The organism is Streptomyces bambusae, from assembly GCF_020532645.1.
Lineage (GTDB): Bacteria > Actinomycetota > Actinomycetes > Streptomycetales > Streptomycetaceae > Streptomyces > Streptomyces bambusae.
The window spans coordinates 53,044-66,082 of the sequence record NZ_JAJAUZ010000025.1 but is presented as its reverse complement, the minus strand read 5'-3'; the positions used below and the strand labels follow the sequence as shown (position 1 = coordinate 66,082).

11 protein-coding genes are annotated in these 13,039 nt (G+C 68.0%); all 11 read right to left on the bottom strand.

Going from position 1 to position 13,039, the window contains the following annotated elements; all coding sequences use genetic code 11:
• Window positions 1–15 precede the first annotated feature (15 nt).
• The 11 genes from LG634_RS18995 to LG634_RS18945 all read right to left on the bottom strand — a co-directional run bounded on the left by LG634_RS18995 (window position 16) and on the right by LG634_RS18945 (window position 12,651).
• Window positions 16–1,053 carry an ABC transporter ATP-binding protein gene (locus LG634_RS18995; protein WP_226735062.1) on the bottom strand — a complete coding sequence of 346 codons (1,038 nt, stop codon included), beginning with the start codon at window positions 1,051–1,053 and terminating at the stop codon, window positions 16–18.
• Window positions 1,046–2,029: an ABC transporter ATP-binding protein gene (locus tag LG634_RS18990; protein ID WP_226735061.1), complete on the bottom strand. Its 984-nt coding sequence runs from the start codon at window positions 2,027–2,029 to the stop codon at window positions 1,046–1,048. Before LG634_RS18990 ends, LG634_RS18995 begins: the two co-directional genes overlap by 8 nt.
• A 13-nt stretch (window positions 2,030–2,042) precedes the next feature.
• Window positions 2,043–3,032: an ABC transporter permease gene (locus LG634_RS18985; RefSeq protein ID WP_226735060.1), complete on the bottom strand. Its 990-nt coding sequence runs from the start codon at window positions 3,030–3,032 to the stop codon at window positions 2,043–2,045.
• Window positions 3,025–3,948: an ABC transporter permease gene (locus LG634_RS18980; protein WP_226735059.1), complete on the bottom strand. Its 924-nt coding sequence runs from the start codon at window positions 3,946–3,948 to the stop codon at window positions 3,025–3,027. Before LG634_RS18980 ends, LG634_RS18985 begins: the two co-directional genes overlap by 8 nt.
• An 83-nt stretch (window positions 3,949–4,031) precedes the next feature.
• Window positions 4,032–5,657: a peptide ABC transporter substrate-binding protein gene (locus LG634_RS18975; protein WP_226735058.1), complete on the bottom strand. Its 1,626-nt coding sequence runs from the start codon at window positions 5,655–5,657 to the stop codon at window positions 4,032–4,034.
• A gap of 149 nt (window positions 5,658–5,806) precedes the next feature.
• Window positions 5,807–6,736, bottom strand: a complete 930-nt coding sequence (locus tag LG634_RS18970) for a GNAT family N-acetyltransferase (RefSeq protein ID WP_226735057.1) — start codon at window positions 6,734–6,736, stop codon at window positions 5,807–5,809.
• Between the two features lie 133 nt (window positions 6,737–6,869).
• Entirely contained in the window at window positions 6,870–7,913 is a 1,044-nt protein-coding gene (locus LG634_RS18965; protein ID WP_226735056.1) for an ABC transporter ATP-binding protein, read from the bottom strand.
• The gene (locus LG634_RS18960; RefSeq protein ID WP_226735055.1) at window positions 7,906–8,964 is read right to left on the bottom strand and encodes an ABC transporter ATP-binding protein; all 1,059 of its coding nucleotides are present in this window, start codon (window positions 8,962–8,964) and stop codon (window positions 7,906–7,908) included. The genes LG634_RS18965 and LG634_RS18960 overlap by 8 nt, the downstream gene beginning before the upstream one ends.
• A gap of 11 nt (window positions 8,965–8,975) precedes the next feature.
• A complete protein-coding gene (locus LG634_RS18955; RefSeq protein WP_226735054.1) occupies window positions 8,976–9,923 on the bottom strand; it encodes an ABC transporter permease in 948 nt (315 codons plus the stop codon).
• Window positions 9,916–10,848, bottom strand: coding sequence for an ABC transporter permease (locus LG634_RS18950; RefSeq protein WP_226735053.1), 933 nt, complete (start codon window positions 10,846–10,848; stop codon window positions 9,916–9,918). Before LG634_RS18950 ends, LG634_RS18955 begins: the two co-directional genes overlap by 8 nt.
• Before the next feature lie 168 nt (window positions 10,849–11,016).
• A complete protein-coding gene (locus tag LG634_RS18945; RefSeq protein ID WP_226735052.1) occupies window positions 11,017–12,651 on the bottom strand; it encodes a peptide ABC transporter substrate-binding protein in 1,635 nt (544 codons plus the stop codon).
• Between the last annotated feature and the right edge of the window lie 388 nt (window positions 12,652–13,039).

Sequence of the window (13,039 nt, the reverse complement as noted above, 5' to 3'; positions counted from 1 at the left end):
TGTCACCCGGGCACGTCAGGACTCCTCGGCCGGGGGCACCACCTGGCGTTCGGCGGCGAAGTGGCAGGCGGAGGGGTGGGCGGCCGGGCCGGTCTGGCCGCGGAAGGCCTCCGGGACGGCCAGCAGGGGGACTTCGTCGGTGCAGTGCTGCTGCGCCTTCCAGCAGCGGGTGCGGAAGGTGCAGCCGGAGGGCGGGTTGGCCGGGGAGGGGACGTCGCCGGTGAGGATGATGCGTTCGCGGCGCTCGCGGGCGCCGGGGTCGGGGACCGGGACGGCGGAGAGCAGGGCCTGGGTGTACGGGTGGGTGGGGTGGTCGTAGATCTGGGTGTCGGTGCCGGTCTCGGCGATCCGGCCGAGGTACATGACGGCGACCCGGTCGGAGATGTGCCGGACGATCGACAGGTCGTGGGCGATGAAGACGTAGGAGAGGCTGAACTCGTCCTGGAGGCGTTCCAGCAGGTTGACGACCTGCGCCTGCACGGAGACGTCGAGGGCGGAGACCGGCTCGTCGGCGACGATGATCTCGGGCCGCAGGGCGAGGCCGCGGGCGATGCCGATGCGCTGGCGCTGGCCGCCGGAGAACTGGTGAGGGTAGCGGTTGACGTACTCGGGGTTGAGGCCGACCACGTCGAGGAGGTCCTGCACCTTGCGCCGCCGGTCGCCCTTGGGTGCGACCTCGGGGTGGATCTCGTACGGCTCGCCGATGATGTCGCCGACCGTCATGCGGGGGTTGAGCGAGGTGTACGGGTCCTGGAACACCATCTGGATGTTGCGGCGGACGGCCTTCAGGGCGCGGCCGGACAGCCTGGTGAGGTCCTCGCCCTTGTACGAGATGGCGCCGGAGGTCGGCCGTTCCAGGTTGACCAGCATCTTGGCGACGGTGGACTTGCCGCAGCCGGACTCCCCCACGATGCCGAGGGTTTCGCCGGCCTTGAGGTCGAAGGAGACGCCGTCGACGGCCTTGACGGCGCCGATCTGCTTCTTGAAGAGGATGCCCTGGGTCAGCGGGAAGTGCTTGACCAGGTCGCGGACTTCGAGAATCGCCTCAGGCATGCAGGCACTCCTTCCAGAAGTGGCAGGCGCTCGTGCGCGGCGCCGGCGACTCCGTGACCTCGTACAGGGGCGGGACGTCCGTACGGCACACCGCCCGGGCCATCGGGCAGCGCGGGTTGAAGGCGCAGCCGGACGGGATGGCGAGCAGGTTGGGCGGCAGGCCCTTGATCGCGTACAGCTCCTGGCCCTTCTGGTCCAGGCGCGGGATCGAGTCGAGCAGGCCGCGGGTGTAGGGGTGGGCGGGCGACCGGTAGATGTCGTGGACCGGGGCCGCCTCGACGATCCGGCCCGCGTACATGACGGCGATCTTGTCGGCGACGTCGGCGACGACGCCGAGGTCGTGGGTGATCAGGATCAGGCCCATGTTGAGTTCGCGCTGGAGTTCCGCGAGCAGGTCCATGACCTGGGCCTGGACGGTGACGTCGAGGGCGGTGGTGGGTTCGTCGGCGATGATCAGGGAGGGTTCCAGGGCCAGCGCCATCGCGATCATGATGCGCTGGCGCATGCCGCCGGAGAACTGGTGCGGGTAGTCGCCCACCCGCTCCTTCGCGGCGGGGATCTTCACCCGGTCCATCAGTTCGACGGCCTTGCCGCGGGCGTCCTTGCGGGACATCCCGCGGTGCACCTCGAACATCTCGCCGAGCTGGGCGCCGACGCTGAGCACCGGGTTCAGGGAGCTGAGCGCGTCCTGGAAGATCATGGCCATGTCGGCGCCGCGGATCTTCCGGCGTTCCTCCTCCTTCATCTTCAGCAGGTCGGCACCCTTGAAGAGGATCTCGCCGCCGGCGATCCGGCCCGGCGGCATGTCGAGGATGCCCATCACGGCCTGTGCGGTGACGGACTTGCCGGAGCCTGACTCGCCGAGGACGGCCAGGGTCTGGCCGGCGTCCACCGAGTAGTTGACCCCGTTGACGGCCTTGGCGACCCCGTCGCGCGTCTTGAACTCGACGTGCAGGTCGCGGACTTCGAGCAGCATGTCCGCCGCCTCCTCAGCGCAGCTTGGGGTCGAGGGCGTCGCGCACCGCGTCGCCGAGCATGATGAACGCCAGCACGGTGATGCTCAGCGCGCCGGCCGGCCACAGCAGCATGTGCGGCGCGTTGCGGATCTGGGAGGCCGCGTTGGAGATGTCGATGCCCCAGGAGACCGTGGGCGGCCGCAGGCCGACGCCGAGGAAGGACAGGGTGGCCTCCAGCGAGATGTACGTGCCCAGGGCGATCGTCGCGACGACGATGACGGGGGCGATCGCGTTGGGCGCCACGTGCCGCAGCAGCATCCGGCCGTTGCCGGCGCCGAGGGCGCGGGCGGCCTGCACGTAGTCGTTCTGCTTGGCGGTGATGACGGAGCCGCGGGCGATGCGGGCGATCTGCGGCCAGCCGAGCAGCACGATGAAGCCGACCACGGGCCAGACGGTGGTGCTGGTGACCACGGACAGGAGCACCAGGCCGCCGAGGATCACCGGGATGCCGAAGAAGATGTCGGCGACCCGGGACAGCACGGCGTCCCACCAGCCGCCGAAGAACCCGGCCAGCCCGCCGAGCAGCGAGCCGAGCAGGGCCGCGCCGACGGTGGCGCAGATGCCGACGGTGATGGAGGCCTGGGCGCCGTAGACGGTACGGGTGTACACGTCGCAGCCCTGGGTGTCGAAGCCGAACGGGTGGCCCGGCTCGGAGCCCTGCTGGGACTTGGACAGGTCGCACTGGAGCGGGTCGCCGCTCGCGATGAGCTGCGGCCAGATCGAGATGACGACGAGGAACAGGATCAGCAGCAGGGAGATGACGAAGACCGGGTTGCGGCGCAGCTGGTGCCAGGCGTCGGACCACAGCGAGCGGGCCTTCTCCTGGGGGCCGGGGCCGGCCGGTTCGAGGGTCTTCTCCAGGCTCTGGGCCTCTTCGAGCGCGAGGTCCATGGGCCCGCCCTGTCCGGTGGGGGCGATGACTTCCTTCTCGCCGGGCTGGAGCGGGTCGTACGGCTCAGGCATAACGGATCCTCGGGTCCAGGACCGCGTAGAGCAGGTCGACGAGCAGGTTCGCCAGCAGGAAGACGATCACGAGGATGGTCACGAAGCCGACCACCGTGGGGGCGTTGTTGCGCAGGATGCCCTGGTAGAGCTGGTAGCCGACGCCGTGGATGTTGAAGATCCGCTCGGTGATGATGGCGCCGCCCATCAGGGCGCCGATGTCGGTGCCGATGAACGTGACCACCGGGATGAGGGAGTTGCGCAGCAGGTGCCGGGTGATGACGCGGCGGCGCGGCAGGCCCTTGGCGACGGCGGTGCGGACGTAGTCGGCCTTGACGTTCTCGGCGATCGACGTGCGGCTGAGCCGGGTGACGTAGGCGAGGGAGACCAGGGCGAGCACGACGCCCGGCAGGATCAGCTCGTTGAACGGGGCGTCGGAGGACACGGTGGGGCGCACCCAGCCCCATTTCACGCCGAGGAGGAACTGGAGCACGTACCCGGTGACGAAGACCGGCACCGAGATGACCACGAGGGTCAGGACCAGCAGGCTGGTGTCCACGAGCTGGCCGCGGCGCAGGCCGCTGACGACGCCGAGGGTGATGCCGACGACGATCTCGATGAGGATGGCGACGATGGTCAGCCGCAGGGTGACGGGGAAGGCGGAGGCCATCAGCTCGGTGACGGGCTGGCCGTTGAAGGCGGTGCCGAAGTCGCCCTGGAAGATCTGGCCCATGTAGTGCAGGTACTGCTTCCACAGGGGCTGGTCGAGGTAGAGGTCCTTGCGGATGCGGGCGGCGGTCGCCGGGTCCGGGGCCTTGTCGCCGAAGAGGGCCGCGACCGGGTCGCCCAGCGCGTACACCATGAGGAAGATCAGGAAGGTGCTGCCGATGAACACGGGGATCATCTGGAGCAGCCGGCGGATGACGTAGCGTCCCATCTAGACGCCTCCGGGGTCTCGGTGGCCGCGGCCCCGGCGGCGGATGCCGCGCGCCGGGGCGGCCACGTCTGGTGGCGTGTGGGTCAGCCGACCTTGATCTGGTCGTAGACGGGGACGCTGAACTGGTTGAGCTTGACGTCGGAGAGGCGCTCGGAGTAGCCGGCGCTGCCGTTCTGGTACCAGAGCGGGATGGACGGCATCTGCTGGGCCAGGATCTTCTCGGCGTCCTGGAACTTGGCGATGGCCTTGGCGGTGTCGCTCTCGGCGTTGGCCTCGTCGACGAGCTTGTCGAAGTCCTTGTTGCTGAACTTCCCGTAGTTGGAGGAGGCGCCGGTGTAGTACAGCGGTTGCAGGAAGTTCTGGATCAGCGGGTAGTCGCCCTGCCAGCCGGACCGGAACGGGCCGGTGAGCTTGTACGAGCTCTGCTGGTTGCGGTAGTCCGCGAAGGTGCCGACCGGGTTGACGGTGCAGACCGGGCCGCGGCCCAGCGCGTTGTTGATGCTGTTGCAGACGGCGTCCATCCACACCCGGTGGGAGCCGGTGTCCACGTTCGAGGTGACGGTGACCTTGCCGCCGGGCAGTCCGCCGCCGTCCTCGATCAGCTTCTTCGCGGCGGCCGGGTCGTACGTGCACAGGTCGCCGCACATGTCCTTGAAGCCGCCCTTCTCGCCGAGGGCGGAGGAGGTCCAGTCCTTGGCGGGCGTGCGGGTGTCCTGGAAGATCTGCTTGGTGATCTCCTCGCGGTTGATGGCGCGGGAGATGCCCTGGCGGACCTTCTCCATCCCGGCCTTGCTCCATCCCGGGTCGTACAGCGGGAAGGTGAGGGTCTGGATGATCAGGGCGGGCTGGTTGATGTACCGGTCGCCGAGGTCGTTCTTGACGTTCTTCAGCTGCTGGGCAGGGACGTCGTCGACCAGGTCGAGGTTGCCGGCGATCAGGTCGGTGTAGGCGGTGTTGTTGTCGGTGTAGACCTTGAGGTCGACGCCGCCGTTCTGCGCCTTGTCGGGGCCGGTGTAGCCGTCCCACTTGCGCAGCTTCATGCCGCTGCCCTTGGTGTACGAGTCCACCGTGTACGGGCCGTTGCCGACCGGCTTGTCCAGCCAGCCCGCGTGGTCGGTGAAGAAGGACTTGGGGAGCGGGGAGAAGGCCTGGTAGCCGAGGGTGTCGGGCCAGGTGGAGAACCTGTCCGTGAGGGCCACGGTGAAGGTCTTGGCGTCCTTGACGACCAGGCCCTTCATGGTCTTCGTCTTGGGGTCGCCGGACTCCGGGTGGACGTCCTCGTAGCCGACGATGTTGCTGAAGAACGGGGAGTTGTTCTGCTTGCTGCGGACGTCCGCGGCGTAGTTCCAGGCGTCCACGAAGGACTGCGCGGTGACCGGTTCGTCGTTGCTGAACTTCCAGCCGTCCTTCAGGGTCACGGTGAAGTTCTGCTGGTCGGTGCTCTCGATCGACTCGGCGACCATGTTCACCGCCTCGCCGGTCTCCGGGTCGTAGCGTTTGAGGCCCCGGAAGAGCATGTCGAGGACCTTGCCGCCCTGCACCTCGTTGGTGTTCGCCGGTTCCAGAGGGTTCTGCGGGTCTCCCCAGGAGGAGCTCACGATGCCGGCGCCGTCACCTCCGCCGCCGTCGCTTCCGCCGCCGCAGGCCGTCGCTCCGAGGGCGACGGCCACCGCGCATGCGGCCCACTTGGCGTGCGTGGCTCCGCGCATGGAGTGCCTCCTCATGGCTCCCAGGTCGTCCTGTCCGCCTGGTCGTACTCAGGAAGCCAATGTCACCCCGAACGGTGAGCCCCCGCATGCCGGGCGGGCCCGTTCGGGCCCGCCTGTCACCCGGTTGCCGCACCGCCGGCCGGAGGCCGTCAGTCCAGGACGGTCTCCCAGGTGTCCACGGCGTAGTGCGGGCCCATGCCGTGCGCCTCGTACAGCCGGAGGGCACCGGTCTCGTTGCGGGTGTCCACGCCGAGGCCCAGGGTGTCGCGCCCGCGGGCCGCGTACACCGCGAAGGCGTGCCGCAGCAGGAAGCCGGCGACGCCCCGGCCGCGGGCGCCCTTGCGGACGCCGAGGCTGCGGACCCAGCCCATCGCGGCCCGGTTGTCCTTGCTGATGCACACGCCGACGTCACCCTGACCGGCCGCGTTCGCGATCCACACCAGCGACCAGTCCATGTCCTCGCGGGTCGCGCCGAGGTCGGCCAGCCACTGCTCGTACGTGCGCGGCTGGTGGTCGAAGTGCTCGGTGAAGGACTCCATGTGCAGGGCGTGGGCGATCCGCCGGTCCGCCTCGTCGGTGCAGTCCCGCAGGGTGAGGCCGGCGGGCGGCTCCGGCAGCGGGTCGGCCTGCACCGAGACCGGGCGGGTCATCACGTGGTAGCGGCGCACCCGCTCCCAGCCGCGCCGGGTGAGCACGGCGGGGTCGGTGGTGGGTGCGATGTTGAGGTTCAGGTGCACCACGGCCCGTACGGCGCCGGCCTCCCGGGCCCGTTCCAGCGCCCGGGCCTCCATGAGTGCGAGCAGCCGCTCGGCCGCCTCCGGATGGCCGGGCAGCGCGTAGTGGTCGGTGTCGATGCGCTCGGGATCGCCGTCGCACCACAGGCAGGCGTACGCGACCGGCCGGCCGTCCTCGAACGCCAGCCAGGAGTCCCGCTCCAGGTCCATCTCGGGATGCAGCAGATCAGCCTCGACCTCGGCGAGTTCGGTCTCCGCCCGCCCGATCTCCACGAGGTCGACGGCGTTCATCAGTGCGCAGATGTCCGGCGCATCGCCTGCCCGGGCAGGCCGTACGGTCAGCATCCCCCCAGCCTCGTACGCCGTGCCGGGCCGGGGCAAAGGGTTTTCGGGCGGGCCTGCCCGGGCCCCGGGAACGCCACGGGGGCGCCCCGCCGCGGCTGCGGCAGGACGCCCCCGGAGGCGTACGCGCTGGGGATCAGGCCGGAAGGACGGCCCGCTCCTCGGCGAAGTGGCAGGCCGACTCGTGGGCGGCCGGCGAGTCCGAGCCCTGGAAGCGCTCGGGGATGGCGAGGAGCGGCACGTCGGTGGCGCACTTCTCCTCGGCCTTCCAGCAGCGGGTGCGGAAGCGGCAGCCGGACGGCGGGTTCGCCGGCGACGGGACGTCACCGGTGAGGATGATCCGGTCGCGGTTCTCGCGAGCCTCCGGGTCGGGGACCGGGACGGCCGACAGCAGCGCCTGGGTGTAGGGGTGCGTCGGGTGCTCGTAGATCTCCGCGTCGGTTCCGATCTCGGCCATCTTGCCGAGGTACATGACGCCCACGCGGTCCGAGATGTGCCGGACGATCGACAGGTCGTGCGCGATGAAGATGTAGGAGAGGTTGAACTCGTCCTGCAGCTTCTCCATCAGGTTGATGACCTGCGCCTGGACGGACACGTCCAGGGCGGAGACCGGCTCGTCGCAGATGATGATCTCGGGGTTCAGCGCGAGGCCGCGGGCGATGCCGATGCGCTGGCGCTGACCGCCGGAGAACTGGTGCGGGTAGCGGTTGATGTACTCGGGGTTCAGGCCCACCACGTCCAGGAGTTCCTGGACCTTGCGGCGCCGGTCGCCCTTCGGGGCCACCTCGGGGTGGATCTCGAAGGTCTCGCCGATGATGTCGCCCACCGTCATACGGGGGTTCAGCGAGGTGTACGGGTCCTGGAACACCATCTGGATGTTGCGGCGGACTGCCTTCAGGGCGCGGCCGGACAGCTTGGTGATGTCCTGGCCCTTGTAGAAGACCTCGCCGGCGGTCGCCCGCTCCAGGTTCATGAGGAGCTTGGCGATGGTGGACTTGCCGCAGCCGGACTCGCCGACGATGCCCAGGGTCTCGCCCTGGTAGAGGTCGAAGGAGACCCCGTCGACGGCCTTGACCGCACCGACCTGCTTCTTGAACAGGATGCCCTGGGTCAGCGGGAAGTGCTTGACCAGGTTGCGCACCTGGAGGATCGGCTCGCCCTTGGAGCTCAGGTCAGCCATGGATCGTCTCCTTCCAGAAGTGGCAGGCGCTCTTGCGGCCCGGCAGCTCGCTGCCGTCCTGCTCGGTCACCGAGTGCAGCACGGGGATCTCGGAGCTGCAGATGTCCTGCGCGGCGGTGCAGCGCGGGTTGAACGCGCAACCCGACGGCATGCGCAGCAGGTTGGGCGGCAGGCCCTTGATCGCGAAGAGCTCCTGGCCCTTCTGGTCCAGGCGCGGGATCGACTCCAGCAGACCCTTGGTGTAGGGGTGCGCCGGACGGGCGTAGATCTCGTGGACCGGGGCGGTCTCGACGATCCGGCCCGCGTACATGACGGCGATCTTGTCCGCGACGTCGGCGACGACGCCGAGGTCGTGGGTGATCAGGATCAGACCCATGTTCATCTCGCGCTGGAGCTCCGCGAGCAGGTCCATGACCTGGGCCTGGACGGTCACGTCGAGAGCCGTGGTGGGCTCGTCGGCGATGATCAGGTCCGGCTCCAGGGCCATCGCCATGGCGATCATGATGCGCTGGCGCATACCACCGGAGAAGTGGTGCGGGTAGTCGTCCACGCGCGCCTTGGCGGCGGGGATCTTCACCCGGTCCATCAGCTCGATGGACTTGAGCTTGGCTTCCTTCTTGGACAGCCCCTGGTGCACGCGGAACATCTCGCCGAGCTGGTAGCCGACGGTCAGCACCGGGTTCAGGGAGGAGAGCGCGTCCTGGAAGATCATGGCGATCTTCGAGCCGCGGATCTTCCGGCGCTCCTCGTTGCTCATCTTGAGCATGTCCTGGCCGCGGAAGAAGATCTCGCCCTGCGGGATCTTGCCGGGGGGCATGTCGAGAATGCCCATGATCGCCTGAGCGGTCACGGACTTGCCGGAGCCGGACTCGCCGAGGACGGCGAGGGTCTCGCCGGCCGAGACGCTGTAGTTGACGCCGTTGACGGCCTTGGCCACGCCGTCGCGGGTGTGGAACTCCACGTGCAGGTCGCGGACTTCGAGGAGCGGACCCTCGTTGTCGCCGCCGTTACGCGGGGCCGGGACCGTCGCGGTCTTGTCGATGGTGGTCACGTACGCCCTCCTCAGCGCATCTTCGGGTCGAGGGCGTTGCGCACTGCTTCGCCGAGCATGATGAACGCCAGCACGGTGATGCTGAGCATGATCGACGGCCACAGCAGGATGTGCGGGGCGACGCGGATCTGCGCGGCGGCCGCCGAGATGTCGACACCCCACGAGACGGTCGGGGACGCGAGGCCCAGACCCAGGTACGACAGGGTGGCCTCGGCGGAGATGTAACCGCCGAGCGCGATCGTCGCGACGACGATCACGGGAGCCAGGGCGTTCGGCAGGATGTGCCGGAACAGGATCCGGACGGTGCTCGCGCCCAGGGCCTGGGCGGCGTGCACGTAGTCGGCCTGCTTCACCGTGATCACGGCACCGCGCATGACGCGGGTGATCTGGGTCCAGCCGAGGAACGCGAGGGCGCCGACGACGACCCACACCGTGCGGTCGGTGAAGGCCTGCAGGACGACCATGGCGCCGAGCAGGAAGGGGATGCCGAAGAAGATGTCGGTGATCCGGGAGAGCACCGCGTCCACGATGCCGCCGAAGTAGCCGGCGATCATGCCCATGATGCCGCCGACGACCGTGACGATCGCGGTGACGGCGATGCCGACCGTGATCGAGGCGCGGGTGCCGTAGATCAGGCGGGCGTAGACGCTGCGGCCCTGGCCGTCGTAGCCGAACCACTCGGGCGAGCCTATGGAGCCCAGCTCCGGCTTGGTCAGGAAGTGCTTGACCAGGTCGCCCCTGGTGGGCGAGGCGCTGGTGAACAGGCTCGGGAAGACGGCGATCAGCAGCAGGAAGAAGATCAGCACCGACGACACGAGGAAGTACGGGTTGCGGCGCAGGTCGGCCCAGGCATCGCCCCAGAGGCTGCGGGCCTTCTCGGCCTTCTGCGGCGCGGCCGCGGCGACGGCGGTGGCCGTCTCCTCGGCGGGCGCGGTGGCGGTCTTGGTGATGTCAGGCATACCGGATCCTCGGGTCCAGGACCGCGTAAAGGAGGTCGACGAGCAGGCTGGCCACGAGGTAGACGAGGACCAGGACGGTGACGACACCGACCACGGTCATGCCCTCACGGCGGACGATGGAGTCGTAGATCAGTCCACCGACACCCTTGACGTTGAAGAGGCCTTCGGTGACGACCGCGCCGCCCATGAGCGCACCGATGTCCGTACCGAGGAAGGTCACCACGGGGATCATCGAGTTGCGCATGAGGTGGACGCCGTAGACACGGCTCTTCGGGAGGCCCTTGGCCACCGCGGTGCGCACGTAGTCGGCGCGCAGGTTCTCAGCCATGGAGGTACGGGTGAGGCGGGCCACGTATGCGAGGGACAGCGCACCCAACACGATGGCCGGCGCGAGCAGCTCGCTCCAGAGCTCCTCGTTGCTCACGTTCGGCGCGATCCATCCGAGCTGGTCGGAGAAGACCATACGGACGATGAAGCCGAGGACGAAGACCGGGACCGAGATGATCAGCAGCGTGAAGATCAGGACCAGGTTGTCGGCGAGACGGCCCGCGTTGAGGCCGGCGACCACGCCGAGGCCCAGACCGAGCACCAGCTCGATCAGGAACGCCAGCAGGGCCAGACGCAGGGTGACCGGGAACGCGTCCCCGATGACCTCGGTGATCTCGCGTCCGCTTCGGATCTGCGTGCCGAAGTCGAACTTGAGCAGGATGTCACCCATGTACCGGATGTACTGCTCGAGGATCGGCTGGTCGAGCCCGTACTCGTGCCGGAGTCTGGCAAGAGTGGCCGGGTCGGTGCCCTTGTCCCCGAACAGGCCCGCCACGGGGTCACCGGGCAGGGAATACACCATCAGGAAGATGAGCAGGGTTGTCCCGAAGAAGACCGGGATCATCTGGAGCAGTCGTCGTGCGACATAGCGCCCCATCGTGCCTCCGATTGAGAATGCGGCAGCAGCCAGGACAGGCCCTTCCCGGTGCGCATGCCGGTTTCCGGCACGGCACACCGAGGAAGGGCCCCCCGTTCACTGCGTATAGGCCGGATGCGGGCTGACTCCCCGTCAGCCCACATCCGTACTGCGGACTACGTCAGTGAGTTACTTCTTGACCTCGACGGTCTCGAGGATCGGGTCGCCGTCCTGCGCGTACTTGACGCCGGAGACCTTCTCGGAGTAGCCCGCGTTGACCTTGTAGTACCAGAGCGGGATGGAGGGCATGTAGTTGACCAGGCTCTTCTCGATCTCCTGGTACGCCTTCACCGACTCGTCGAGGGTGGCCGCGGTGTCCGCCTTGGTGATGGCGGCGTCCAGGTCCTTGTTCGAGAAGCCGCCCTGGTTGCCCGAGGCGCCGGTCTGGAACAGGTCGCGGAGGAAGTTCGCGTTCACCGGGTAGTCGAGGACCCAACCGGAGCGGTAGATCGACTTGACCTGCTTCGACTTGCGGGCCTGGAGGTCGGCCTGGAAGTCGGGCTTGGCGTCGCCGACGCACTTGACGCCGGTGTTCTGGGTGATGCTGTTGCAGACAGCCTCGACCCATTCCTTGTGGCCGCCGTCGGAGTTGAACTGGATGGAGATGGCGCCACCGGGGACGCCGCCACCCTGCTTGATCAGGTCCTTGGCCTTGGCCGGGTCGAACTTGGTGATGTCGGCCGCGTTCGGCTGGTAGCCGAGGACGCCCTTGGCGACCCAGCCGGTGGCCGGCTCACGGGTGCCCTGGAGGACGGTCTTGGTGATCGTGTCACGGTCGATCGCCATGGACAGACCCTGGATGACCTTCGGGTCGACCTTCTTGTCCTTCCACTGCGGCGCGTAGTACGCGATCGCAAGGGTCTGGACGGCGGAGTACGCCTGGTCCACGGCACGGTCGCCGAGGTCCTGGCGGTAGACCGGCAGGTCCTTCGGGGCCAGCTGGCGCAGGACGTCGAGGTTGCCCGACTTCAGGTCCTCGTAGGCGGTCTCGAGGGTGGTGTAGTTCTTGAAGATCACACCACCGTTCTTGGCCTTGTTGTCGCCCTTGTAGCCGTCGTAACGGACGATCTTGATCTGCTTCTTGTGCTCCCACGAGTCGAACTTGTAGGGGCCGTTGCCGACCGGCTTCTCACCGGCGGCCTTCGGGTTCGCGTAGAACGACTCCGGCAGCGGGGAGAAGACCTCGTAGCCGAGCTTGTACGCGAAGTACGGGATCGCCGAGGTCAGCTCGATGGTGAAGGTGCTCTCGTCGAGGACCTTCAGGCCGTCCAGCTTGTCGGAGGTGGGCTTGGCGCCCTCCTTCTCCGGGTGGACCTTGTCGAAGCCCTTGATGTCCGAGAACCAGGAGGCGTTGCCCTGGTTGTTCGTGATGGTGGCGGCCCAGTTCCACGCCTTGACGTAGGACTCGGCGGTCACCGGGGTGCCGTCGTGGAACGTCCAGCCCTTCTTGAGCTTGACGGTCCAGAGCTTGCTGTCCTTGGTGTCGACCGACTCGGCGTTGACCATGGTCAGCTTGCCGTCTTCGGTGTAGTCGACCAGCTGCGAGAAGAGCCCGCTCATCACGATCGAGCCGTTCGACTCCATCGTGTCGGCCGGGTGCAGGAGCTTCTCCGGCTCACCCGTCTCGACCGAGAAGATGCCGTTCGGGTCGACAGCGCCGCCCTTGGCCTTGTCGTCCGAGTCCTTGCCCCCACCACAAGCGGTTGCAGCCAGGGCGACGACGATCGCGCCCGCGACCCACTTGGCGCTCTTGGCACCACGCATGGGTTTCCTCCTCATGAGTCCACTGTTCGACATGAGGGACCCCGCTCGTTCGCCGACACCCCTGACGGCGAGTTGGAACGGTGTCCCGAGTGTGCTCGTGAGTCGGCGCTCCCCACAGCGCATGACCCATTGACCCGAGCTCGATGGAGCCATCCTCAGGGACCCGCAGACCGTAAACCACACTTAAGTGGTCTCGTTTTCACAACATCAACCCATGGCCGAAAACCGAAATCCGGACATATGGAGCACAGACAGACACACCCGAAACGGACGGTTAGCGCACGTTCCGGAGCGTGACGGCCGATAGTCGGACACCAGCGGACACCTGAACGCAATAATCCGTTTGACAGACGTAAACAGCCCGCCCCCGCACGGACTCCGTGCGGGG